We start from the raw sequence: 24,672 nt of genomic DNA, 5'->3' as shown, positions 1-24,672 counted from the left end.
TCGCCTGTTGTTTTTGGTCGCCCCGCCCGGAGAGCTCCGGACACAACAAAGAGCGCCTGGGGCCACAATCCGCCAGGCGCACACAGAGTCTCTGGAAACCAAAACTGCAACAAGAACAACCTACCACGGATCTTCCGGCGCGCCACCCCCCAGCGGATTTTCCGGCAACCCGGCGATGATGGCGGTCAGCCCGTCGGCGTCCAGCAGGTCGGCCGGCCGCACCGTCACCCCGTCCCGGACGTAGTGGAAGGCGGCCCCCACCCGGTCCACCGGCACCCCGGCCAGCTCCGCCCAGGCCAGCCGGTAGACGGCCAACTGCACCGCGGCCACCGCGGCCTCCCCGCCGGTCGGCTGTCGACCCGTCTTCCAGTCGACCACGTCGTACCGGCCGCCGGGGCGGGAGAAGACGGCGTCCATCCGGCCCCGGACCACCACGCCGGCAAGCACCGTGGCGAACGGCACCTCCACCTCCACCGGCACCCGGTCTGCCCACTCGCTGGCCAGGAAGCGCTCCTGGAGTTCGGCAAGCGCCCCGTCGGGCGCGGCGTCCGCGTCGGCCGCCCCCGGCAACTCGTCCACGTCGAGCAGCCGGTCGGCTCCGAACCGGGCCTCCAGCCAGGCGTGGAAGGCGGTGCCCCGCCGGGCGTACGGGCTGGGTGGGGCGGGCATCGGCCTGCGCAGCGTACGGGCCAGCTGCGCCGGGTCCCGACGCAACGCCACCAGCTGGGTGACCGACAGGTGTCCGGGCAGCACCACCTCGACCCCGTCGGCCTGCCGCAACAGCTCCGCCCGCTCGGCCAGGAGCAGATCCGCCTCCCGCCGCCACCGCACCACCTCCGGATCCGTCACCACCGGCTCGGCCCCGCGCCCAGCCACGTCGGGTCCGGGTTCGCGCCCGACCACGTCGGGTCCGGTCGTGGTCTCCCGGCGGGATGTCTCGGGGTCGGCCCGGGACTCCAGGCGGGCCGAGTCGGGGTCGGGCCGGGAGTCCCGGTGGGCCGCCTCGGGGTCGGCGAGGTAGCGGCGGACCAACGCCGCCGCCTCGGTCAGCGCCGGCCGTCGTGGGCCGAGCGGGTCGGCCGGCCAGTCGGCCCGCAACACCAGTTCGGTGGTCGGATTGACCGCGTCACCGGCCGGTTCGGGCGCCCACTGGTCGACCAGCAGGCCGCCCCCGCCGGCCAGGCACGCGTCGTACACCTCGCGGAGCAGCACCGACGGCCCCCGGAACCGCTTGGTCCCCTCGCCCCACCAGTACCCGGAGCAGAGCAGCAGCCGCCGGGGCCGGGTCACCGCCACGTAGGCCAGCCGGCGTTCCTCACGCTCGTCGTGGGCCCGCCAGGCGTCGGTGAAGTCGGCCATCGCCCGGGCCACCCCACGCTGGTCGGCCAGCTCGGCGAGGTCGAGCACGGGCAGCCCGTCGGCGTCGCCGCGCAGCGGGAAGGGCAGCACCCCGAGCCCGCCCAGCCAGTGATCGGAGTTGCGGACCTGGCCGGGCCAGCCGCCCCGGGTCAGCCCGGCGACCGCGACGACGTCCCACTCCAGGCCCTTGGCGGCGTGTGCGGTGAGCACCTGCACCGCGCCCTCCACCACCTCCACCTCACCCGGGGAGAGCCCACGCTCCTCGTCCTCGGCGGCGGCCAGGTAGGCCAGGAAACCGGCAAGCGTCGCCGCCGGGGTCTCGCCGCTGAACCGGGCGGCCACGTCACCGAGGGCGTCCAGGTGCCCCCGGGCCAACCCGGCGTCGCCGGTGCCGTCCCGGCCGGCCCGGACCGCCACCTCGACGTCCAGGCCGATGGTGCGTTCGACGTCCGCGATCAGCTCCGGCAGCGTCTGGTCCAGCCGGTAACGCAGCAGCGCCAGCTCCATCCCGTACGACCGCAGCCGCAGGTAACCCTCCGCCGAGTACGCCTGCGCCGGCCCCAGGTCGGCCAGCGCCTCCACCAGGGTCGCCTCGTCCAGCACGTCCACGGTGATCTCCGGCCCCTCGTCGCCGGTCAGCTCCCGGCGGGCCCGCGCGATGGCCCGTGCCCGCCGGTGCAGGGCCACCAGGTCACGCGGCCCGATCCGCCAGCGCGCCCCGGTGAGCAGGCGCAGCAGCGCCGCGCCGTCGGTGGGGTCGGCGAGCACCCGCAGGGTGCAGACCACGTCCCGCACCTCCGGGGTGTCCAGCAGCCCGCCCAGGCCGACCACCTCGACCGGTAGCCCCCGCGCCCGCAGGGCCGCCTCGATCGCCGGGATCTGGCTGCGCACCCGGACCAGCACGGCGGTGGAGGGGCGCTGCGGCACCGGGATGTGCTCGGGTAGCGCGCCGGGCACCCGGGCCGCCCCCCGCCAGGCGGCGAGCACACTGTCGGCGATCCAGTCCGCCTCGTCGACGTACGTGGGCAGCAGCGCGCAGTGCACGGTGCCGGCGGCCCGGCCCCCCGGGCTGCGGTGCGGGATCGGTTCCCGGACGCTCAGCGCGGCATGCAGCTCCGGCACCCGGGCACCGGCGGCCCGCAGCGGGACCGACAACGCATTGGCCACGCCGAGGATCTCCGGCCGGTTGCGCCAGCTGGTGGTGAGGCTCATCGCCTCGGCGGGGGTGCCGTCGGCGCGGGCGAAGTCGGTGGGGAACCGGTCGAGCGTGCCGGCGCTGGCCCCGCGCCAACCGTAGATCGACTGGCAGGGATCGCCGACCGCGGTGACCGGGTGGCCGCCGCCGAAGAGGTGGTTGAGCAGCACCACCTGGGCGTGGCTGGTGTCCTGGTACTCGTCGAGCAGCACCACCCGGTAGCGGTCCCGCTCGACCGCGCCGACCGCCGGGTGATCCCGGGCGACCCGGGCGGCACGGGCGAGCTGGTCGGCGAAGTCCATCGCCTCGAAGTCGTCCTTGCGCCTGGCGTACGCCCGCACCAGCGGCAGCAGCTTCAACCGGGTCCGCTGGAGCTGGAGCGCCTTGCGGACGTCGGCGTAGACGCGCCCGGGGTGGGCCTGCACGTCGGCGAAGAACCGGCCCGTCCAGGCGGCCAGCGCGTCCGGGTCGACCAGGTGCTCGTCCAGCTCGCCGGCGAGGGCCAGCACGGCGTCGGTGATGGTGCTGGGCATCCGGTCGACCTCGGACATGTCGCCGTCGTAGTTGCGCACCAGCAGGTCGACGAGCTGCCACCGGGACGCCTCGGTGAGCAGCCGGGTGGTCGGTTCGTAGCCGGCCCGCAGCCCGTGCTCGGCCACGATCCGCCCCGCGTACGAGTGGTAGGTGGAGACGGTGGGCTCACCGGCGAGGGGATCGTCCAGCGGGTTGCGGGACCGCCGGCCGAGCCGCCGGACCAACTGGTCGAGCCGGGTGCGTACCCGGTGCGCCAGCTCGCCGGCCGCCTTGCGGGTGAAGGTCAGCCCGAGGATCTGTTCCGGCCGGACGTACGAGTTGGCGACCAGCCAGACCACCCGGGCGGCCATCGTCTCGGTCTTGCCCGAGCCGGCACCCGCCACCACCAGCAGCGGCGCGACCGGCGCCGCGATGATCGCGGCCTGTTCGGTCGTCGGGGCGGGCAGCCGGAGCAGCCGGGCCAGCTCCACAGGCGTGTAGCGGGGGCCGGCGTCGGCGGCGCGCGGGGCGGGGGTGGCGGCGCTGAACAGGGTCGGCTGGGTCACCGCTCCCCCTCGTCCACGGCGGTCGGTGGCTCGACGACCTGACGGCCCTGCCCGGAGACGGGGCAACTGGTCCGCACCGGGCAGACCCGGCACTTCGAGTTGGCGACGGCGGCGAAGGTGGCGGCGGCCATCGTGTCGGCGGTGCGCCGGACCAGGGCGGTGGCCCAGCCGGCCTCGGGGCCCTGCCCGGCGGCGGCCTGGGTCTGCTCCCGGGCGTCCTTCGCGCCGGTGCCGAGCTGCACCAGCGCCGCTCCCCCGGCCTCGTCGCCGAACTCGGCGAACCCACCCGCCTCCACCGCCGCCTGGTACGCCCCGAGCTGCGGATGCTCGGCCACCTCCCGCTCGGTGACCGCCGTCGACTTGCCGGTCTTGAGGTCGATCACCACGAGCCGGCCGTCGGCGTCGACCTCCAGCCGGTCGACCCGGCCGGTCAGCTCGACCGGCCGCGCCGGGTCGTCGAGGCGGACCGCGAACTCGTGCTCGATGGCGAGCAGCCGACGCGGGTTGCCGGCCAGCCAGCGCAGCAGCTTGTCCACCATGGCCTCGGCGCGTTCCCGTTCCGGGCCGACCATCCAGCGGGCGGCCAGCTCGATCGCGTCGAACCGGGCGGCCACGTACTCCAGCAGGGCGGTCCGGTCGGCGCTGGCGTCCTCGGCCAGCATCGCGGCGGCGTGCACCAGGTTGCCGACCCCCTGGGCGGCGCTGGCCGGGCCGCTGCCGCCGTGCCGTTCGAGCAGCCAGCGCAGGCTGCACCGCAGCGCGCTCTCCATGCCCGACGGGGTGACCCGGACGGGCTCGCCCTCGTCCACCAGGGGCCGGTCGTCGGAGAGAGTGCGCAGGCCCCACCAGTCGTCCGGGTGCGCGCCCGGGATGCCGGCGGCAGCCAGCCGGGCCAGCTCGGCCGCCGCCGCGCGCCGCCGGGCCACCGACGCCGCCGGACCGGCGATCGCGGTACGCAGCTCCGCCACCAGCGCCGAGAGGGTGAGCGCCCGGGGTGGCCGCCCGACCGGCAACTCGCCGGGCAGGTCGTCGCCCGCCTCGCCCACCTCGCCGGCCTCGCTCTTCTCGCCCACGTCACCCCGGGCCGCCGACGGGTCCGGGCGGGAAGGTGCCGGGTCGGCCACACCCAGCTCGTGCAGGAAGCGGCTGGGCTGCTCCTCGTGGTCGTCGCCGCCGACGGCCGCCGAGGCGACGGCGGTGACCAGCAGCCGACGCCGGGCCCGGGTCACCGCGACGTGGAAGAGCCGGCGTTCCTCGTCGAGCAGGGCGGAGGTCTGCCCGACCAGACCGGCCCGGACGCCGGCGCCGTCCGCCCGGCCGACCAGCACGTCGACCAGCCGCTCCGAGCCGAGCAGGCTGCCGCGCAGCCGCAGGTCGGGCCAGACGCCCTCCTGCACACCGGCCACCGCGACCAGGTCCCACTCCAGCCCCTTGGCGGCGTGCGCGGTGAGCAGGCGGACCGCGGCTCCCCGGTCGGCGCTGGCCGCCAGGGTGTCGGCCGGCAGATCCTGGCCGAGGACGTGGTCGAGGAAGACCTCGGTCCGGGCACCGGGCAGCCGGTCGACGAACCGGGCCGCCGCGTCGAAGAGCACCAGCACCGCGTCGAGGTCCCGGTCGGCGGCCTCGGCCCGCCAACGCTGGGCGGTCTCGTGTTCCCCGGTGGCCGCCCGCCCCCGCATGATCACCCCGGCCCAGCGTTCGGCGAGCCCGCTGGCGCTCCACACCGCCCAGAGCACGTCCTCGGCGGTCGCGCCGGGCACCGCCGCAGCCGTCCGGGCGGTGGCCAGCAACTCCGCCACGGCACGGGCCGGTTCGACCCAGCGCCGCTCGATGCCGGCCAGCTCCGCCGGGTCGGCCAGCGCCTCGACGATCAGCTCGCCGGAGGGCCGCCGGTCGCCCCGGGCCAGCGCGAGCGCCCGCAGCCCCTGCCGCAACCGCCGCTCGGCGAGCGGATCGGCCCCGCCCAGCGGCGAGTGCAGCAGGGCGATCGCGGACTCCTCGTCGAGCCGGGCCGGGTCGAGGGCGCAGCGCAGCACGAGCAGCAGTGGGGCCACCGCCGGTTGCAGGTGCAGTGGCAGGTCCTCGCCGTGCACCACGGTCGGCACCCCGGCGGCGTGCAACGCCCGTCGCAACGACGGCAGGTGCAGGTGGGTCGAGCGGACCAGCACCGCCATCGCCGACCAGGGCACCCCGTCGAGCAGGTGGGCGGCGCGCAGCGCGTGGGCCAGCCAGGCGGCCTCGCTGGTGGCCGAGCGGAAGGTGCGCACCTCGACGCTGCCCGGCGGCGCGTCGGGCAGCGGTCGCAGCTGCCGGTGCCCGGCCGGGCCGCGCAGCCGCCGGGCCAGCCGGCCGGTAGCACCGAGCAGCACCGGCCCGGCCCGGTAGGAGGTGGTGAACGTGACCTGCGCCGCCGGTGCCCCGGAGGCCGTCCGGAACCGGTGGGGGAACGCGGCGACCACGGCCGGGTCGGCACCCCGGAAGGCGTACGTGGAGGAGTCCGGGTCGGCGAATGCCACCAGGGACCTGCCGCCGCCGGCCAGAACGGCCAACAGGTCCTGCTGGGCCGGGTCGGTGTCGGCCAACTCGTCGACGTAGACGTGGGCCAGCCGGCGACGCTCGGCCTCCAACAGCTCCGGATCGTCGAGGAGCAGGCCGGTGGCGGCGCGGACCAGCTCGGCCGGGTCGTACGCCACGGAGCCCCGGTTGCCGACGTCGCGCAGCGCGAGGACGGCGACGTACTCCCTGAGGAACCGGGCGGCGGCCGGCCAGTCGGTGCGGCCCAGCTTCTCCCCCAGCCGGGCCAGCTCGGCCGGGCCGACCCCCCGCTCGGCAGCCCGCATCAGCAGGTCACGCAGCTGGGCGGCGAACGCCCGGGTACGCAGGGCGGGGAGCAGGTCGTCCGGCCAACCGACCGGGTCGTCGCCGGGTTCGGTGCCGACGACGTCCAGCAGCTCGCGGATGATCAGATCCTGCTCGGGGCCGGTGAGCAGCCGGGGGGACGGCTCGCCCCGCTCGCCTGCGGCCCGGCGCAGCAGCCCGAAGGCGAAGGCGGGGAAGGTGCGTACCAACGGTTCCCGCAGCACCCGGTGACCGTCGGCGGCGATCCGGGCCTCGATCCGTTGCCGCAGCTCGGTGGCCTGCCGACGGCCGAAGGTGAGCACCAGCAGGCGCTCCGGGTCGACCCCCTCGGCGACCCGGGCGGCGACCGACTCGACCAGGGTGCGGGTCTTGCCGGTGCCCGGCCCGCCGAGCACCAGCATCGGCCCGGCGGTGTGCGCCACCACCTCCGCCTGGAGCGGATCGCGCCGACCACCCGGCTGCGCTGCGACCTCCTCGTGGAGCGGATCGCGCCGACCACCCGACTGCGCTGCGACCTCCTCGTGGAGCGGATCGCGCCGACCACCCGACTGCGCTGCGACCTCCTCGTGGAGCGGATCGCGCCGACCACCCGACTGCGCTGCGACCTCCGGCCGGTGCGGCCCGGACCCTGGGCGGGGCGGATCCGCCCCCGGTCGGTGTGGGCCGTCGGGGTGTGCGGCATCGCCCGCCGACCCTCCGGGCCGCGGCTCCCCCTCGACGCCCGACCCGCTCCGACCCGGCTCCTCGATCACCCCGCCGCGCCGAGCGTCCCCCCGGACGCCCGCGGCGGACCGCCCGTCATCCGGGCCGGGTCCGACAGGCCGGCGCACCAGCCGGTACCCCTGCACCCCCACATCCCACCACGCCGGTACGACACCACCCACCTCACCACCCTGCCCAGGCCCGTCGCTCGCTCCCGGGTACCAGGCGTGAGCACTCGCCCAAGGGGCCGGACCGGGGCCGGGCGTGCGGGTCAGGGCCGGGCGTGCGGGTCAGGGCCGGGCGTGCGGGTCAGGGCAGCCGCGACTCCAGGGCGTCCAGTGCGGTGGAGACGGTCGGGGTGACCGTGAGCAGTTCCAGGCCGGCCGGCTTGAGGAAGGTCTGGTCGGTGATGGTGGCGAGCCAGTCGAGCAGCGGGCGGTAGAAGCTGTCGGTGTCGACCAGCACCATCGGCTTGGCGTGCATGGCCAGCGTGGCGGTGGTCCAGACCTCGAACAGCTCGTCCAGGGTGCCCAGACCGCCGGGCAGGGTGAGGAAGGCGTCCGACTTCTCGATCATGATGGTCTTCCGGCTGGCCATGGTGTCGGTGACCAGCAGTTCGTCCGAGGCGAGATCGGAGACCTCCAGGTCCATCAGCGCCTGCGGGATCACCCCGACCGTGCGCCCGCCGGCCGCCCGCGCCCCGTCGGCGAGGGCACCCATCATCCCGACGCAACCGCCGCCGCTGACCAGCGTGTGCCCGCGCCGGGCCAGCTCCGCCCCGGTCTCGGCCGCCAGGTCCAGCCAGCGCTGATCGAGCGTACGGGAGGACGCGCAGAAGACACAGATCGCCGCCACCGTCTCAGCCCTCCCGACCATCGACGCCGCGTCCGGTACCGGACGCGGTGCCGCCGGATCCTGCGCCGCTCCCCGTACCGCTGCCTCCCGTACCGCCGGAGCCTGTGCCGCCGGACGCGGTGCCGCCGGACGCGGTGCCGCCGGACGCGGTGCCGCCGGACGCGGTGCCGCCGGACGCGGTGCCGCCGGACGCGGTGCCGCCGGACGGCGCGGCGGTGTCGGCGGCGCGGCGGGCGGCCTGCTGGTCGGCTGCGGTCCGGGCGACCGCCTCCTCGCGGACCGCCTCCTGGTCGGCGGCGAGCGCCGCCTCGGCCGCGACGATGTGCCGCACCGCCGCGTCGACGTCGTCGGTGAGGCAGATCAGCTCCAGGTCCACCGGGCCGATCTTGCCCTCGGCGGCCATGCTGTCGCGCAACCAGTCGAGCAGTCCACGCCAGTACGCCGTGCCCATCAGCACCACCGGGAAGCGGGTCACCTTGCCGGTCTGCACCAGGGTGAGCGCCTCGAACAGCTCGTCCATGGTGCCGAAGCCGCCCGGCAGTACGACGAACGCCTGGGCGTACTTGACGAACATGGTCTTGCGGGCGAAGAAGTAGCGGAAGTCGATGGCCAGGTCGACCCAGTCGTTGAGCCCCTGCTCGAAGGGGAGTTCGATGCCCAGCCCGACGGAGAGTCCACCGGCGTCGCTGGCACCCCGGTTGGCCGCCTCCATCACCCCGGGACCACCACCGGTGATCACCGCGTAACCGGCCCGGGCGAGGGCCGCACCCAACTCCTCGGCCAGCCGGCACTCCGGGCTGTCGGGTTTGCTACGGGCGGAGCCGAAGACGCTCACCGCGGGCGGCAGGTCGGCCAGCGTGTCGAAGCCCTCGACGAACTCGGAGAGGATCCGAAGTGCCCGCCAGGCGTCCTTGGTCTTCCAGTCGCTGCGCCCCCGGGAGTCCAACAATCGCTGGTCAGCGGTGCTGGTGGGGATCGCACCGCGGCGCAGCGTGACCGCCCCCCGGTGCCGCTCCGGATCGCGGCCCGGCTGCCGCCCGTTGCTCTGACTCATGCCAGTCACCGTAGTGGAGGCGCACGTCAGGGCGGTGACGGCCGGCGAGCCGAAGAAAAAGTTCGCGATCATGGGCAACTAATTCTGTCGCCCGTACGTCTTACTATTCACATACCGGGTATGGCTCGGCGCGCGCCTTCGGGGGAGGAGCAAGCGTGATCAGCAACAACGAGCGGATGCGGATCCGCCGGCAGATGCAGCGACGGATCAACGAGGTGGTGGCCGAGCGCCGCCGCGCCCGACAACTCGAGGTGCCGGCAGAGCCCGCCGCCCCACCCGTCGAGCCGGTCGCCCCCGACACCCCCCACCTCACCCCCGCCTGACACCACCACCCACCGCCACCCACCACCCACCGCCGCCCACCGCCCACCGCCCACCGCCCACCGCGAGCCTCACCACCCAGCCCCACCAAGGCCCCGGCGGTCCCCGACCCCGGGGCCCCACCATGCAACCCCACCCCTCCCAGCGCCCACACCCCACCCGCACTCCTCCCCCGCCCCGGTGATCAAGAGGTTTTCGGCTGGTGATCAAGAGGTTTGCGAGCCGGGAAAGCGCTCCCCGTGACGCAAACCTCTTGATCACCGGGGCGAGCCGGACCGAGGGCGAGCCGGACCGAGGGCGAGCCGGACCGAGGGCGAGCCGGACCGAGGGCGAGCCGGACCGAGGGCGAGCCGGACCGAGGCGGGGCGGGGTGTGGCGGGGTGGGGGGTGGGGGCGGGGGTGGGGGGTCAGGCGGGGGTGAGCCAGCGGTGGAGGGTGGCGGCGCCGTCGCGGATCTTGGTGAGTTCGACGTGTTCGTCCTTGTGGTGGGCCAGGTTGGGGTCGCCCGGGCCGAAGTTCAGCGCCGGGATGCCCATCGCCGCGAACCGGGCCACGTCGGTCCAGCCCAGCTTGCCGATCGGGGCCGCACCCACCGCCGCCAGGAACTCCTGGGCCGCCGGCGAGTCGAGTCCGGGAGGCGCGCCAGCGGCCGCGTCGGTGACCGTCAGCTCGAAGCCGTCGAGCACCTCCCGCAGGTGCGCCTCGGCCGCCGCCGGGTCACGATCGGGCGCGTACCGGTAGTTGATCTCGATCTCGCAGCGGTCGGGTACGACGTTGCCGGCCACCCCGCCGTGGATCCGTACCGCGTTCAGGCCCTCGCGGTAGTCGCAACCGTCGATGGTGACCCGCCGGGCCTGGTAGGTCGAGAGCCGGCGCAGCACCTCCCCCGCGCCGTGGATGGCGTTGACCCCGCGCCAGGACCGGGCCGCATGGGCCCGCTCGCCGTGGGTGGTGACGACCGCCCGCATGGTGCCCTGGCAACCGGCCTCGACGATGCCGTACGTCGGTTCCAGCAGCACCGCGAAGTCGGCCTGGAGCCATTCCGGGTGGGCCTGGGAGACCAGGGTGAGCCCGTTGTACCGGGACTCGATCTCCTCGGCCTCGTAGAAGAAGTACGTCACGTCGTACCGGGGGTCGGGCAGGGTCACCGCCAGGTGCAGCGCGAACGCCACCCCGGACTTCATGTCGGAGGTGCCGCAGCCGTACATCAGGTCGCCGCGCATTGTCGACGGGAAGTTGTCGTTGAGCGGCACCGTGTCCAGGTGCCCGGCGAGCACCACCCGGGAGGCCCGGCCGAGGTCCGTCCGCGCCATCACCGTGTTGCCGTGCCGGAAGGTGCTCAGGTGCGGCACCCGGCGCAGGACCTCCTCGACGCAGTCGGCGATGGCCTTCTCGTCGAGGGAGACGGATTCGATGTCGACCAGGGCACGGGTCAGCGCCACCGGATCGGCCAGGACCTCGGGGGTAAGCGGGTTCTCCATGGTTCGCACGGTACCGTCCTGAACGGTGGGCGCGAGGGGTGAGCCCGCGCGGGCCCGCAGCCGCGAACGAGAGGGTAGAACAGTGACGTCCCAATCCGCCTGGGGTATCGGCCTGGCCACCGTGACCGCCGCCGAGCAGGTGCTCGACACCTGGTACCCGACCGGCAAGCTGGGGCTGGGCGAGTTGCCGCTGGTCCCCGGCGAGGACCAGGCCGACGTGCTCGACCTGCCGCCCGGCGCGATCGGCGAGCGGGCCCTGCCCGGCCTGCGTACGGTGCAGGTGGTCACCGTGATCGGCGCGCTGGACGAGCCGATCAAGGACGCCGCCGACGCGTACCTGCGGCTGCACCTGCTCTCCCACCGCCTGGTGCGGCCCAACGAGCTGAACCTCGACGGCATCTTCGCCCAACTGGCGAACGTCGCCTGGACGTCGGCCGGGCCGTGCCCGCCGGAGCGGGTGGACGAGTTGCGGGTGATCGAGCGGGCCGCCGGCCGCCACCTGGCCGTGTACGGGGTGGACAAGTTCCCCCGGATGACCGACTACGTGGTGCCTGGCGGGGTGCGGATCGCCGACGCGGACCGGGTCCGGCTCGGCGCCCACCTGGCCAGCGGCACCACCGTGATGCACGAGGGCTTCGTCAACTTCAACGCCGGCACGCTGGGCACCTCGATGGTCGAAGGCCGGATCGTGCAGGGCGTGGTGGTCGGCGACGGCTCCGACATCGGCGGCGGCGCGTCGATCATGGGCACCCTCTCCGGCGGCGGCACCGACCGGGTCCGGATCGGCGAGCGGAGTCTGGTCGGCGCGAACGCCGGGGTCGGCATCTCGCTGGGCGACGACTGCGTGGTGGAGGCCGGCTGCTATCTCACCGCCGCCTCGAAGATCACCCTGCCGGACGGCCGGGTGGTCAAGGCCCGCGAACTGTCCGGCGTCGACGGGCTGCTGTTCTGGCGCAACTCGGTCACCGGGGCGCTGGAGGCGAAGCCGCGCACCGGTCGGGGCATCGAGCTGAACGCCGCCCTGCACGCCAACGACTGACGACCGAGCGGTCCGGGCCCGCGACGAGACCGTCGTGGGCCCGGACCTCGGTTCACTCCAGGCGGTACGCCTGGATGATCCGGGTGCTCGCGGTGTTGCCGTCGGTGTCCCGGGCGGTCGCCCGCAGGGACACGTACCCGGCACCGGCCGGGTGGTTGACCAGCGCCACGGTGCCCTGGCCCGGCACCTTCACCACGGTCGCCCGTCGCCAGGTCTTCCCGCCGTCGTACGAGACGTCGACGCTCAGCTTGGCCACCTTGGCGGTGCCGGCACCCGCCTGCCGCCGCACCTGGACCGGAACGGCGAAGACCCGCCCGGCCGGTGCGGTGTTGTCGGCGCTCAACCGCGGGGTGAACCGGATCTCCGACAGCGGCAGCCGCTTGGGCGTGTCACCCGCCACGTGCCCGGACCGGAAGGTCCAGCTCGCCTCGACCTCGGTGCTGAGGTCGGTCAGGCTCCGCTTGGCCCCGGCGGTCAGCTTGTAGTCGCCGGCCTCCTTCGGCACGGTGAACTCGCCGTACCCCGACTCGTCGTTCTCCGCCACCAGCTTGCCGTTGCGCCACAGCGCGGTACGGGAGCTGTCGTTCAGCGACACCCCGATGTGTCCGGCCGCGTCGCTGTGCAGCGGCACGCTCACCCAGATGGTGTCCCCGATCCGGGTGACGTCCTCCTCCGGCCAGCGCGGGGTGGGCAGGGTCGGCCCGAGGGGCGCGGACCCCCAGGTCTCGGTGACCTTCCGACCGGCCTGGTAGGCGGCGGACCGGCCCAGGAGGAGCGCCTTGAGGTCCAGCCAGCCTTCCTCGGTCCGGGTGCCGAAGTCCAGTTCGGAGTCCCAGCGCATGCCCTTGGTGTTGTAGTACTCGGTGCGCTGGCCGGGCACGGTGGTGGGGACGTTCACCGCCCAGCCGCCGGTGTTGTAACCGTTGTCCGGGAAGACCAACCGCTCGGCCTCGAGCTCCGGGTACGCGTCGTGGAACTTGTGCACCACGGTGGCCAGGTCACGCGGTCGGTAGTCGCGGGTGAACCCGGTGGGCAGCCTGCCCGGTACGACCTCGCTCAGCGCGTACAGGTAGGGGCTGTGCGCGACGTCGAGGTCGGCCCACTGGCTGCTGAAGGAGGAGATGAACCGCTTGTCCGTCACCGTGCCGCCAAGCTGCCCGGTGCGCACCCCGCCGAAGGTGTCGGAGCCCACGCCGAAGCTGTAGCTACCGCCGTCGTCGGTGAAGAAGTTGGCGGCGACATCGACCAGGACGACCTTCGCGTCGGCCTGCGGGACGGTCATCCGGACCGGCCCGGTCCGACGCGCGTCGATGGTGAGCGCCGTGTCGCCGTCGACCACCAACTCCGGCTGGCTGAGCAGGGCCAGCCCGCTGGACTCGCCCTCCGGCGCCTCCTCGAACAGGACGCTGCTCAGCCCGTACCGGCCCTTGGGGATCCGGACCTCGGCGACACCGTCGGCGCCGAAGACGTCCCGCACGTCGAAGTCGGCGAGGCCGACCAGGGTGGTCGCGTAGTCGGCGGCGGGCTTGCCGTTCCGGTCGAGGTGGGTGAGCGTGACGGTGTAGCTCTCCACCTCCCGGTGCACCGCCAGCGGGGTGACCGCCACGGTGCTGCCCGAGCGGGCCACCACCCGGCCGGTCCAGTAGCCGTCGACCCCGAGCCGGGTGTCCGCGGTGACGGTGGTCTCGGCCCGGCCGCCCGCCGGGACGGTGATCCGGTTGACGCCGAGGGCGAACATGCCGGCCGGCGCGGCTTTCCCGCCCGGGCCCTTCACCTCAAGGGTGAGGTCGAGGGTGACCGGGGCGGAGCCGCCGTTCTGCCAGGCGACGGTCCGGGTGATCGGGGCGTCGTCACCGTGCGGCCAGAGGGCCCGACCGAACGAGACGCTTACCGGGTCGGTGGTGACCTGCTCGGTGATCGCCCGGGTCAGGTCCACCCGGCCGGCGCCCTGCTCGTAGGCGGTCTGCGTGGGGTGCGGCTTGGCGGCGGCCATCAGGGTCGCCTTGAGCTGCCCGGCCTTCCAGCCCGGGTGCTGTTGGGCGAGCAGCGCCACCGAGCCGGCGACGTGCGGGGTGGCCATCGAGGTGCCGGAGAGCGCGACGTACTGCGTCCCCACCGGATCGCCGATCTGGCCGTTGGCGGAGCGGGCGGCCACGATGTCGACGCCCGGGGCGGTGATGTCGGGCTTGAGCGCGTCGTCGCCGACCCGGGGGCCCCGGCTGGAGAACTCGGCCAGCTCGTCGTCCCGGTCGACCGCGCCGACGGTGAGCGCGGCGTCGGCGGTGCCCGGTGAGCCGACCGAGCCGTCCGAGCCGTCGTTGCCGGCGGCGATGACGAAGAGGCTGCCGGTCTGGGCGGTGAGCGTCTGGACGGCCTCTTCCAGCGGGTCGAGCTCCGGGGTGTCCCGGCCGCCGAGGCTCAGGTTGACCACGGTGGCCTTCTTGTCGACGGTGGCCCACTGCATGCCGGCCAGGATCGACGACTCGGCGCAGCCGAAGTCCTCGCAGACCTTGCCGTCGAGCAGCTTCGCGTCCGGCGCGACACCCTTGTACTTGCCACCGGAGGCGGCACCGGTGCCGGCGATGGTGGACGCGACGTGGGTGCCGTGGCCGACGGTGTCCTTCTGGTCCGGCGTGTCGCTGAAGTTGCGTGCCTCGGTCACCTTGCCGGCCAGGTCCGGGTGGGTGGCGTCGATGCCGGTGTCCAGCACCGCGACGGTCACCCCCTTGCCGGTGTAGCCGGCCGCCCAGGCGGTGGGTGCGCCGATCTGGGGCACGCTGTGGTCGAGCGAGACCGCGCGGCGGCCGTCCAACCAGATCCGCTCGACGCCCCCTGCCGCGTCGAGCCGGGCACCGCCGGCCCCGCCGGCCCTGTCGGCACCGCCGGCCCCGCCGGTGAGCGTCGACCAGACCGCGCCGGCCGAGGACTTGCCCGCGGTCAGGGCAGCGCCCCGGATGGCCGGCAGGTCGCGGGTCACCCGGGTGCCGGGCAGTCCGGCCGCACCGCGCCGGGCCTGCCCCGAGCGGTACGACACCAGCAGCGGCAGGCTGTCGCGGTGGGCGTCGTCGTAGCGGGCGTCGATCAGCGCGGTGACGTCGAACAGTCGCCTGTCGACCTGCCCCGAGCGGAGCAGCGGCAGCGCGTCCCGGGGCACCACGGAGAGGTGACCGCGTTCGCGGCTCACCACGAACTGCTGGTGCTTGCGGCCGGCGCCGGGGCGCACGGCGGCGCCGCCGGTGCGGGTGACGGTGACCTGGTCCCCGGTGATCAGGGTGACCGTGATGGAGCCCACGGCCGGCGCGGCGGGTCGGGGCGTGGCCTGAGCTGCGGGCGCGGCGCCCGCACTCGTCGCCGGTAGACCGAGGGCCAGGGCGAGCACCAGCCCACCGGCCGCGGTTCTTCTGGTTCCGTGCAACGGATCCCTCCTTCTGGGGCGTCTTCCATGACGGGAGTCATATCGACGCCTCAGAATTACATACTCAGTATGTAAAAAGAAGTCCGGATGATGACCTTCCGGCCACATTGCCGAGACACGGCCCCTCGGTTACCGGCGTCCGGCCGGTCGATCAGCCACGATCACCTGGTGACGTCCATGAGGGAACGCATGCTCGCCGGCGAGCCGTACATCGCGAACGAACCTGAGATCATCGCCGACCTGGACCGCGCCGCGCGGCTCACCGAACGCTTCAACCGCAGCTCCGCCGACGACCCCGAGGGCCGGCTCGCCGCCCTGCGCGAGCTGCTCGGCACCGTCGGCGAGGACGCCTGGGTACGCCCACCGCTGTACTGCGACTACGGCTGGCAGACCCACCTCGGCGCACGCAGCTTCGTGAACTTCAACGCCGTCCTGCTCGACGTCGCGCGGATCACCATCGGCGCGGACGTCCAGATCGGACCGAACGTGCAGCTGCTCACCGCCACCCACCCGGTCGAGCCGGGACCACGCCGGGCCCGGTGGGAGGCCGCCCAACCGATCACCATCGGCGACAACGTCTGGCTCGGCGGCGGGGTGATCGTTCTCGCCGGGGTGACCGTCGGGGAGAACACGGTGGTCGGCGCCGGCGCGGTGGTCACCCGCGACCTACCACCCAACGTGGTTGCCGTGGGTAACCCCGCACGGGTGATACGTACCCTGGAATGACAGCCTGAGCTGCGAAAACCTTTGCCGGATCGGTGGGCGAATCGTGAATTCCGATGCACTCTGGGTAGTGACGACGTCACCAGGGAGCACCGATGGCCGAACGGGTACTCGAACTTCGGGTGCACGGCGTGTCCAACACCCCACCCGACCAGATCCTCGGACTGCCCACCGACCCGACCGGTGCCGGCCCGCAGCCCCGGCTCGTCTCCGGCGGTGACGTCACCGGCTTCTACCGCGCCAGCACGTCCGCCCCCGACGACCCCCTCGTCGTCGAGGCGTACAGCTGGGGGCAGTTGACCTCGGGGGCGCGGACCAGGCGGGACGTCGAACGGGCCCTGTGGACGTTGCTGCTGCCGTTCACCCTGGCCAACGTCGCCCTGTACGCCCGGCCCGGCATCCCGTCCGATCCGGACACCGAACGCTGGGGCAGCCGCTCCGGCATCACCGCCTGGTTGATCCGGCTGTTCTGCCTCAGCCTCACCGGCACCCTGGTGCTCGCCACCACCGGCATCGGGGTCGACCTGATCGCCTGGCAGTGCGTCGACCAGGAGTGCCTGCGGCAACTGCCTGGCCCGTGGGAGTTCCTCGGCCGGGGCTGGTGGCACGCCGACGCCCACGCGCTCGCCGTCGGCCTGCTGCTGCCGCTGGCCATGCTGCTGGTGCTCGGCATCGTCGCCTGGCGCACCTACCAGTACGAGGCCGAGATGCCCGCCGAACCCCGCCCGCACCCGCCGGCAGCGGACGACGGGGAGGTGAAACCCCTGGCCAACCCGTTGCAGGACCCCACCTTCTGGTGCGGGGAGGGCCAGCTACGCCGCGCCGCCGTCCTGCACCTGTGCGTCGGCGCGGTGCTCGCCGCCGCGGTGCCCGTCGGCGCGGTGCTGGTGATGGACCCGCCCCGGGGTGTCCGGGCCCTGGTCGCCACCCCGACCGTCGTCGCCCAGGTCGCGGTCGTGGCGATCGCGGTCGTGGCGGTGGGCCGCCCCTGGCTGACCCGCCGCAGTGGGGCCACCCCGCTCGGTCGGTGGAGTCTCGCCGTCGGGGTGCTCACCGGCCTCGCGCTGGCCGGCGCCTTCGCCCTCCTGCTGTTGCCGGACGGCCCCGCCGGCACCCCGCTGGCACAGTTCCGCCCGCCGGCTGGCTGCACAGGGGACCCGGGCCTCGCCGGTTGCCTCACCGACCACTCCCTGCCCGGGTACGACGGCACCATCGCCTGGTTCGCCACCTACCAGGTGCTGCTGCTGATCGCCATCGGCACGGTCGCCCGGTCGGGACGACGCGCCCTGCTCGCCCCCGCCGCGGCCGGCGTGCTGCTCCCCCTCGGGATGGCCTGGCTCGACGGCCGGCTGCCCGGCCTCCCCGCCACCCCCGACGGGCTGCGGATCTGGATGCTCACCGCGCCGGCCATCGCGGTCGCCGCGATCGGGCTGCTGCTGCCCCGCACCGACAGCGCTGCCGACCAGCAGCCGCTCGGCGCGCACGCCGCCGTGGCCTGGGGCGGCCGGGGGGCCGCGGTGATCGCCGGCTTCGGCTGGATGATGGCCATCGCCTACTGCGCCGGCCTGCACTACTGGGTCACCGACCGGCTCAACGGCCCGGCCTCACCCAGCGGCTTCTCGCCTGTCGTGCCGCCGCTGCCGGCGATCTGGGCCGGGCTGGCCTTCACCGTCGCCACGGCCGCCCTGATCGGCACGCTGATCCGCGCCGGGGTGCTCTTCCAGCGGCTGCGCCGCGTCGAGTACGCCCAGCTCACCAGCGGCGGACAGGCCGTCTCCGCGCACGACCTGCGGCGCTGCCGGGACGTCGGCACGTACCGCGCGCTGCACCGGCTGGTCGGCGAGCACGCGGTACGGCTGATCGGCTGCTACGCCACAGTCGCGGCGGTGCTGGTGGCCCTCTCCTGCGTGGCCACGCTCACCCGGACCCGGCCTGCACCGGCGGGGGCGTCGGGCTGGGCGGGCCTGGTGCACACCGCCGCCAACCTCGGCGACACCATGCTGGGCTGGCTCCCCCTGGTGGTCGCCGGCCTGGGCATGCTCGTCTACCGCAACGACACCGTCCGGCGCAGCGTCGGGGTGCTCTGGGACGTCGGCACCTTCTGGCCCCGCGCCGCGCATCCGCTCGCCCCGCCGAGCTATGCGGAACGGGCCGTCCCCGAGTTGCAGACCCGGGTCGCCGGGATACTGGCGCTGACCGAGCACGACCCGCGCCGGGTGGACGGGGTGATCCTCTCCGGGCACAGCCAGGGCACGGTGATCTGCGCGGCGATGCTGCTCCAGCTGCCCGCCCGGTGGCGCCGACGGATCTGGTTCCTGTCGTACGGCTGCCAGCTCACCCGGCTCTACGGACGGGTCTTCCCCGCCTATTTCGGACCGGACCGGCTCCGGGTGCTCGCCGACAGCCTGACCTGGCCCTCCGGCTACGTCGCGTGGACCAATTTCTGGCGCGGGACCGACCCGCTCGGCTGGCAGGTCGACGCCGGGGAACGGAACGTGCCGGTGACCGACCCGGAGGCGCTGCACCCCAGCGGGGGCGAGGTCGCCGACCCGCCGATCCGCAACCACAGCGGCTACCCGGAGGCGCTGGAGTTCCACCGGGAACGTGCCCTGGTGGCCCGGCTCCTGCGGCGTACCGTCCCGTCACCCCGGGTCGGTTGACCGGATCACCAGATCGGCCCGGCCGGCGGTGCCCACCACCACCGCGGTGTTCACCTCGTCGCTGCCGTACGCCCAGGCCGTCGCCGTCTCCGGGGACCGCCCGTACGCCAGGTGCCGCGCCACCAACCGGCGCAACCGCAGCTCGGCGTCCAGGTCGAGGAACCACGCCTCGTGCAACAGCGAGCGCACCTCGTCCCAGGGTGGCTCGTCGAGCAGCAGATAGTTGCCCTCGGTCACCACCAGCCGGACCGAGGGCGGCACCTCCACCGCCCCGGCCACCGGCTCCTCCAGATCGCGGCGGAACACCGGCGCGTACACGGCGGTCGGCTCCAACCGGCGCAACCGACGCAGCAACGAGACGTAACCGTTGGCGTCGAAGGTGTCCACCGCGCCCTTGCGGTCGGCCCGGCCCAGCCGGACCAGCTCCGCCTGGGCGAGGTGGAAGCCGTCCATCGGCACCAGCCGGGCGGTCGGGCCGACCGCCGCGACGAGCCGTTCGGCCAGGGTGGACTTGCCCGCGCCGGGTGCCCCGGCGATGCCCAGCAGCTGGCGGGGGCCGGCGTCGGCAAGCGACCGGGCCCGGGCCACCAGGTCGTCGAGGGAGAACGCACGGGCCCCGGGCATCAGGTCAGGACCGGCTCGCTGATGGTGAACCGGGCCCGCACCACCGCGTGCACCGACTGCGGGCGGGGGTCGAGCTCCAGCTCCGGCGGACCGCCCTGCCGGGCCTGCCGGGCGTACATCGCCCCGCCCCCGCCGAACCCCTCGTCGGTGTCGGCCAGCTCCAGCAGGGCGGTCACCCGGGCACCGAGCGCCTCGGCGTACTCCCGGGCCCGGCGCAACGCGTCGGTGATCGCCGCGTGCCGGGCCTCCCGGTGGACCGGGCTGTCCGGGCGCAGCGACCACCAGGGGCCGGCCACCTCGACGTGGTCCAGCTCGGCCAGCCGCAGCATCAACTCGGCGAGGGAGCCGAAGTCGGTGACGGTGACGGTGGTCGAGACGCTGCCCAGATAGCCGACGACCCGCTCACCGGACCGGTTCGTCTCGGGACGTACCCGCAGCTCCCCGGCCTCCCGCCGGTCCACCGCCGGCTCGTGCTCGTCGAGCAGCACCCGGACGGCGGCGGCCCGCTCGGCGAGCCGGGTCAGGGCGGCCTGGCGGTCGCGTTCCCGGGCCGTCGCGGTCACCTCGAAGCGGGCCAGCTCGGGAGCCACCTCCCGGTACGCCTCACCGCGTACCGCCACCACCGGTCCGTCCGCCACGCACCCACCCTAACGGCGCAGCCGGCGCACCGCCGGTTTCCGCGCGGTCAGGCCGGGGCGTCGGCGGGCCGCAGCCCGGTGTACGTCACCGTCCCCCCCGCCACCGTGCAGCCGGTGAGATGCCCACCGGCCTCGCCGACCGACCGGACGAACGCCAACTCCTCGGCGGGGTCGCCGTCGAGGTCGAACTTCCGGCGGACGGGTCGCGCGCGGTCCGGCCCGGCCAGGCGTACCGTCCGGGCCCGCTCGTACCGGGCCACCAGCGTGGGCAGGTCGTCGGCGCGGACCGCCTCGGCCAGCCCGTCGAGCGCGGCCCGCACCTCGGCCAACTGCCGGAGCACCTGCTCCCGGTTGGCCAGCAGCATGTCGGCGGTGCGCCGCGCCGGGGTCGTCGCGACCCGGGTCCCGTCGCGGAAGCTGCCCGCCGCGAGCCTGACCACCGCGTCACGCACCACCGAGTCGGCGGCGGCCCCGGCCAGACTGCCGGCCAACAGGTGCGGTACGTGCGAGGAGAGCGCGACGACCGAGTCGTGCACCCCCGGCGACATCGGTACGACGTGCGCGTGGAAGACGTCGACGACGAGCCCGACCAGTGACCGGAACGGGCCCAACCCGTCGACGCTCGGGCAGAGCACCCAGGCGGCGTCGACGAAGAGCCCGGCCAGCGCGGCGGTGAGACCGGCCCGCTCGGTGCCGGCCATCGGGTGCCCGGGGACGAACCGGCCGGTCAACCCGTGCGCCCCGGCGAACTCGGCGACGGCAGCCTTGGTGCTGCCCACGTCGGTGACGACACACCTGTCGTCGGTCAGCCCCGCCACGGTGAGCAGGGTCGCCGGCAGGCTGGTCAGCGGTCCACCGAGGAAGACCACGTCCCGGTCCCGCACCGCGTCGGCCAACTCGTCGGGGAAGGTCAGACCCCGACGGCGGCCCTCGGCCCGGGTCGCCGGGTCCGGGTCCCAACCGACCACCCGCGTGCCGGCCTCGTGCAGCCGCAGCAGGATCGAACCGCCGATCAGGCCGGTGCCCACCACGGCGATCCGGGGCCGGCCGACGTCGTCACCCACCCGACCCGCCCCCTACGGCTGGGCGAGCCGCTGCGCGACCGCCCCGACGTGCGCGTCGGAACCGGTCAGCGCCACCCGGACGTGTCGCTGCCCGGCCGGACCGTAGAAGGCCCCGGCGGCCACCAGGATGCCCCGCCGGGCCAACCAGTCGACGGTGTCCCAGCAGTCCTCGTCGCGGGTGAGCCAGAGGTAGAGGCCCGCCTCGGAGTGCTCGACCGTGAACCCCGCGCCGGTGAACGCGGCGAGCAGCGCCCCCCGCCGGGCCCGGTAGCGTTCCCGCTGCTCGTCGGCGTGCGCCTGGTCGCCGAGCGCGGCCACCATCGCCGCCTGCACCGGGGCCGGGACGATCATGCCGGCGTGCTTGCGGATCTTCAGCAGCTCGGCCACCAGCGCCGGGTCGCCGGCGACGAACCCGGCCCGGTAGCCGGCCAGGTTGGACCGCTTGGACAGCGAGTGCACCGCCAACACCGAGTCGTACGACCCGCCGCAGACCTCCGGCGCGAGCACCGACACCGGCGCGGCGTCGGCCGTCCAGCCCAGCGGCAGGTAGCACTCGTCGCTGGCCACCACGGCGCCGCGCTCCCGGGCCCAGTCGACCACCTTGCGCAGGTGGGTGGCGGGCAGCACCCGACCGGTCGGGTTCCCGGGCGAGTTGACCCAGACCAGGCGTACCCGGGAGGTGGGGCCGACCGCGGTCAGCGAGTCGGCGCGGACGACCGTGGCACCGGCCAGCCGGGCCCCGTCCTCATATGTCGGATAGGCGACCGACGGCGCCACGACCACGTCGCCGGGGCCGATCCCGAGCAGGGTGGGCAGCCAGGCGACCAGTTCCTTGGAACCGATCGTCGGCAGCACCCCGAGCCCGTCGACGCCGGCACCGCAGGCGCGGGCGACCCAACCGGCGATGGCCTCCCGCAACGCCGGGGTACCCGCGGTCAGCGGATATCCCGGCGCGTCGGACGCGTCAGCCAGTGCCTGCCGGATCACCGGGGGCACCGGGTCGACAGGCGTACCCATGGAGAGGTTGATCAGGCCGTCCGGGTGCGCCGCGGCCAGCGTGGCCGCGGCGTCCAGGGCGTCCCAGGTGAACTCGGGCAACCGGGCCGACACCGCAACGGGCCGGGCCGGGACCGGCGCAGGCCCGGCCGGCGACCCCGGTGCCACGGCGGCGGGCCGGTTCAGCTGCCCTCGCCGCGCGGCGGCTGGCCGACGACGAACGTGGCGTCCTTCTCCACCTTGCCGATCTTCGACGCGCCACCCGGGGAGCCCAGGTCCTCGAAGAACTCGTAGTTGGCCCCGGTGTAGTCCTTCCACTGCTCCGGGACGTCGTCCTCGTAGAAGATCGCCTCGACCGGGCAGACCGGCTCACAGGCACCACAGTCGACGCACTCGTCGGGGTGGATGTAGAGCATCCGATTGCCCTCGTAGATGCAGTCGACCGGGCATTCCTCGATGCATGCCTTGTCGAGCACATCCACGCACGGCTCGGCGATGATGTAGGTCACCGGTCTTCTCCTCCGCAAGACTCGCCGCGATCACCCGCGACGCTAAGAGCCTAGTATCTCGCCGGGGAGGAGGTCGATCGTGCTCCGACAGCAGGATGTGGGACACCGGATCGTGGTTCGCCGCATTGTGGGGATTCGTGAGGGCCGGCCCCTCTTCTCGGACGCCCTCGGCGAGCTCGTCGAGCTGAACGAGACCCATCTCACCATCGCCACCGCCCAGGGCCGGCTCCGGGTGCCGGTGGCCGAGGTGCACCGGGCCAAGCGGGTGCCGCCCACCCGGCGACCCACCGCCACCGCCGTGGTGGAGCTGGAACTCGCCGCGGACGAGGCCTGGCCCGCCCCGGTACGCGGGCGGCTCGGCGACTGGCTGCTGCGCTCCGCCGACGGCTGGACCGGCCGGGCCAACTCGGCGCTACCGGTCGGCGACCCGGACCGGCCCCTGCCGGCCGCCGTGGACGCGATCGAACGCTGGTACGCCGCGCACGGTCAGCCCGCGATGGTCAACACGCCGCTGCCGCTCGCCGTGCCGGTCGGCGCCGAACTGGACGCCCGGGGGTGGTCCGCCCGGCCATTGACCCTGGTCCAGACCGTCCCGCTGGCCACCCTGCGACCGCCCGCCCCCGCCGTCAGCCCGGCCGACGACCCGCCGGTCGTCCACGCCGACGCGCCGCCGGCCACCCTCGCCACCGCGCCGCCGGTCGTCCTCGCCGCCGCGCCGCCCGAGGAGTGGCTTGCGGTCGCCGCCGGCCGCAAGGGCGGCCTGCCGGCCTCCGCCCGACACATCCTCACCGCCGTGGACCGGGTCCGCTTCGCCCAGGTGTACGCCGACGGCGTCCTGGTGGCGACGGGTCGGGGCACGGTCACCGGGCAGGGCCGCTGGCTGGGGCTCAGCCTGATCGAGGTGGCCCCGCAGGCACGCCGGCAGGGGCTGGCCGCCCGGGTGATCCGGGCGCTGGCCGACTGGGGCGCGGCCGAGGGCGCGACGCTCGCCTTCCTCCAGGTGGAGCAGCGCAACACCGAGGCGGTGGCGCTCTACCGCAAGCTCGGCTTCACCACCCACCACACCTACCTGACCCGCGTCGCCCCTCCCACCTGACCGGTGGTCAGCGACGGACCACCCGGCGGGGCTTGGTCGCGTTGCGCTCCGCGTACCGCTGGAGCTGCTGGGAGCGGTGGTCGCGGCCGAGCGCGATGAGCACCAGGTAGCCGAGCGCCACACCGGCCGCGGCGGCGGCGAGATAGAGCCAGATCTGGGCGAAGAAGAGCCCGGCGCCTCCGCCGAACGGGTTGTTGCCGACCAGCAGCGGCCCGACGAGCACGGTCAGCAGCAGCGCCACGACCACCGCGGCGGTCACGTCGGTGCCCCACCGCGCGGCCGGGACGACCCGGCCCCAGGCGGAGACCACCCCGGCCAGGACCAGCCCGACCACGACGAACATGCCCAGCGAGACCCGGTCGGCGGCGGTGTCGTTGCCGTCGAAGCCGAGCTTGATGATCACCCTGGCCAGCACGTTCACCGCGAACAGGGCCGCCGCGAGTACGCCGACCGCCCGCCACCGATCTCTCATCACACGCCTCCCGCCGTACCGCCCGCCGCGTCGGCGGGTCTCCTGGCAGGAATATCTACCACCGCCGGCTGTGTGTCGTCATCACCCGTCGTGCCGGCGCGGCTGCGGGCTGAGCATCTGCCGGAACGCCATCACCGCGAAGGTCATCGCCCCGCTGGTGATCATCGCCAAGCCGACCCAGTTGTCCCCGGCGACCAGCAGGTCACCCTCGGCGGTACGGACCGCCGCCACCGCCATCAGCACGAACCACGGCAGCGCCGGCAACGCCACCGCCCACTTCCGGCCGACCGTTGCGTACGCGAACCAGCTCACCGCGATCGCGCCCAGGATGGTGACCGCCACCGACACCCCGATCAACTGCCCGCCGACCCGGACGGTGGACAGCAGCAGGCCGATCAGGGCGGTGAGCACCCCACCGGCCACGGCCACCAGCCCGCCGACCACGCGCAGCACGACGTCGAGCAGCCGTACCGTCCGGCCTGGTGGCGGCGGGACGGCGGCGGTCTCCTCCTCGACGACCGGCATCGGCGT

At 74.5% G+C, this 24,672-nt stretch carries 17 protein-coding genes and 1 pseudogene; 5 read left to right on the top strand and 13 right to left on the bottom strand.

The genetic code is table 11. The features are described from left to right. Window positions 1-120 precede the first annotated feature (120 nt). From OHQ87_RS29450 to OHQ87_RS29435, 4 genes and pseudogenes are all read right to left on the bottom strand, one after another. Window positions 121-3,633, bottom strand: a complete 3,513-nt coding sequence (locus OHQ87_RS29450; RefSeq protein ID WP_328343164.1) for an ATP-dependent helicase — start codon at window positions 3,631-3,633, stop codon at window positions 121-123. Next, on the bottom strand, window positions 3,630-6,893 hold the full coding sequence (locus tag OHQ87_RS29445) for an ATP-dependent helicase (protein ID WP_442930866.1): 3,264 nt from the start codon (window positions 6,891-6,893) through the stop codon (window positions 3,630-3,632). The genes OHQ87_RS29450 and OHQ87_RS29445 overlap by 4 nt, the downstream gene beginning before the upstream one ends. Before the next feature lie 610 nt (window positions 6,894-7,503). After that, entirely contained in the window at window positions 7,504-8,049 is a 546-nt protein-coding gene (locus OHQ87_RS29440; protein WP_328349046.1) for a TIGR00730 family Rossman fold protein, read from the bottom strand. Window positions 8,050-8,281: 232 nt separating this feature from the next. Then, window positions 8,282-9,103: pseudogene (locus tag OHQ87_RS29435) on the bottom strand (TIGR00730 family Rossman fold protein); the annotation flags it as partial. A 155-nt stretch (window positions 9,104-9,258) separates the two neighbouring features. Between OHQ87_RS29435 and OHQ87_RS29430 the strand changes: the two are divergent. Next, window positions 9,259-9,426 (top strand): hypothetical protein, encoded by a 168-nt coding sequence (locus OHQ87_RS29430; RefSeq protein ID WP_328343160.1) that lies wholly within the window; start codon window positions 9,259-9,261, stop codon window positions 9,424-9,426. 405 nt (window positions 9,427-9,831) lie between these two features. Here the strand turns inward: OHQ87_RS29430 and dapE are convergent, their stop codons facing one another. Beyond that, window positions 9,832-10,905, bottom strand: a complete 1,074-nt coding sequence (gene dapE / locus OHQ87_RS29425; RefSeq protein WP_328343158.1) for a succinyl-diaminopimelate desuccinylase — start codon at window positions 10,903-10,905, stop codon at window positions 9,832-9,834. Window positions 10,906-10,987: 82 nt separating this feature from the next. Here dapE and dapD point away from each other — a divergent pair, with 82 nt between their 5' ends. After that, window positions 10,988-11,944, top strand: coding sequence for a 2,3,4,5-tetrahydropyridine-2,6-dicarboxylate N-succinyltransferase (gene dapD / locus OHQ87_RS29420; RefSeq protein WP_328343156.1), 957 nt, complete (start codon window positions 10,988-10,990; stop codon window positions 11,942-11,944). Window positions 11,945-11,996: 52 nt separating this feature from the next. Here the strand turns inward: dapD and OHQ87_RS29415 are convergent, their stop codons facing one another. Continuing rightward, entirely contained in the window at window positions 11,997-15,359 is a 3,363-nt protein-coding gene (locus tag OHQ87_RS29415; protein ID WP_328343154.1) for a S8 family serine peptidase, read from the bottom strand. Between the two features lie 168 nt (window positions 15,360-15,527). Between OHQ87_RS29415 and OHQ87_RS29410 the strand changes: the two genes are divergently transcribed. Together OHQ87_RS29410 and OHQ87_RS29405 are read left to right on the top strand one after the other, a co-directional pair. Then, window positions 15,528-16,085: a sugar O-acetyltransferase gene (locus tag OHQ87_RS29410; RefSeq protein ID WP_328343152.1), complete on the top strand. Its 558-nt coding sequence runs from the start codon at window positions 15,528-15,530 to the stop codon at window positions 16,083-16,085. Window positions 16,086-16,177: 92 nt separating this feature from the next. Continuing rightward, on the top strand, window positions 16,178-18,742 hold the full coding sequence (locus tag OHQ87_RS29405) for a hypothetical protein (RefSeq protein ID WP_328343151.1): 2,565 nt from the start codon (window positions 16,178-16,180) through the stop codon (window positions 18,740-18,742). On the opposite strand, the gene OHQ87_RS29400 is transcribed toward OHQ87_RS29405, so the two are convergent. From OHQ87_RS29400 to fdxA, 5 genes are all read right to left on the bottom strand, one after another. After that, on the bottom strand, window positions 18,725-19,366 hold the full coding sequence (locus OHQ87_RS29400) for a nucleoside/nucleotide kinase family protein (protein WP_328343149.1): 642 nt from the start codon (window positions 19,364-19,366) through the stop codon (window positions 18,725-18,727). The genes OHQ87_RS29405 and OHQ87_RS29400 overlap by 18 nt on opposite strands. After that, on the bottom strand, window positions 19,366-20,004 hold the full coding sequence (locus tag OHQ87_RS29395) for an SIMPL domain-containing protein (RefSeq protein WP_328343147.1): 639 nt from the start codon (window positions 20,002-20,004) through the stop codon (window positions 19,366-19,368). The genes OHQ87_RS29400 and OHQ87_RS29395 overlap by 1 nt, the downstream gene beginning before the upstream one ends. Before the next feature lie 47 nt (window positions 20,005-20,051). Then, window positions 20,052-21,068, bottom strand: a complete 1,017-nt coding sequence (locus OHQ87_RS29390) for a prephenate dehydrogenase (protein WP_328343146.1) — start codon at window positions 21,066-21,068, stop codon at window positions 20,052-20,054. A gap of 12 nt (window positions 21,069-21,080) precedes the next feature. After that, window positions 21,081-22,166 carry a succinyldiaminopimelate transaminase gene (gene dapC / locus OHQ87_RS29385; protein WP_442930620.1) on the bottom strand — a complete coding sequence of 362 codons (1,086 nt, stop codon included), beginning with the start codon at window positions 22,164-22,166 and terminating at the stop codon, window positions 21,081-21,083. Window positions 22,167-22,246: 80 nt separating this feature from the next. After that, window positions 22,247-22,573 carry a ferredoxin gene (fdxA, locus tag OHQ87_RS29380; RefSeq protein WP_328343144.1) on the bottom strand — a complete coding sequence of 109 codons (327 nt, stop codon included), beginning with the start codon at window positions 22,571-22,573 and terminating at the stop codon, window positions 22,247-22,249. A 79-nt stretch (window positions 22,574-22,652) separates the two neighbouring features. Here fdxA and OHQ87_RS29375 point away from each other — a divergent pair, with 79 nt between their 5' ends. Next, entirely contained in the window at window positions 22,653-23,669 is a 1,017-nt protein-coding gene (locus OHQ87_RS29375; RefSeq protein WP_328343143.1) for a GNAT family N-acetyltransferase, read from the top strand. A 7-nt stretch (window positions 23,670-23,676) separates the two neighbouring features. Here the strand turns inward: OHQ87_RS29375 and OHQ87_RS29370 are convergent, their stop codons facing one another. Further along, window positions 23,677-24,141: a hypothetical protein gene (locus tag OHQ87_RS29370; protein ID WP_328343142.1), complete on the bottom strand. Its 465-nt coding sequence runs from the start codon at window positions 24,139-24,141 to the stop codon at window positions 23,677-23,679. 81 nt (window positions 24,142-24,222) lie between these two features. Beyond that, window positions 24,223-24,666: a hypothetical protein gene (locus OHQ87_RS29365; RefSeq protein ID WP_328349044.1), complete on the bottom strand. Its 444-nt coding sequence runs from the start codon at window positions 24,664-24,666 to the stop codon at window positions 24,223-24,225. Between the last annotated feature and the right edge of the window lie 6 nt (window positions 24,667-24,672).

Source organism: Micromonospora sp. NBC_00421, assembly GCF_036017915.1.
In the GTDB taxonomy this organism is placed as follows: Bacteria; Actinomycetota; Actinomycetes; order Mycobacteriales; family Micromonosporaceae; genus Micromonospora.
Note: the sequence above shows the minus strand (reverse complement) of the source record. Positions and strands in the feature narration are given on the sequence as shown.

Bases quoted from the DNA above. Each gene is read 5' to 3' on its own strand.
- OHQ87_RS29370 (WP_328343142.1), bottom strand. From the start codon at position 24,141: ATGAGAGATCGGTGGCGGGCGGTCGGCGTACTCGCGGCGGCCCTGTTC.
- OHQ87_RS29445 (WP_442930866.1), bottom strand. From the start codon at position 6,893: ATGCTGGTGCTCGGCGGGCCGGGCACCGGCAAGACCCGCACCCTGGTC.
- OHQ87_RS29365 (WP_328349044.1), bottom strand. From the start codon at position 24,666: ATGCCGGTCGTCGAGGAGGAGACCGCCGCCGTCCCGCCGCCACCAGGC.
- dapE (WP_328343158.1), bottom strand. From the start codon at position 10,905: ATGGAGAACCCGCTTACCCCCGAGGTCCTGGCCGATCCGGTGGCGCTG.
- OHQ87_RS29405 (WP_328343151.1), top strand. From the start codon at position 16,178: ATGGCCGAACGGGTACTCGAACTTCGGGTGCACGGCGTGTCCAACACC.
- OHQ87_RS29400 (WP_328343149.1), bottom strand. From the start codon at position 19,366: ATGCCCGGGGCCCGTGCGTTCTCCCTCGACGACCTGGTGGCCCGGGCC.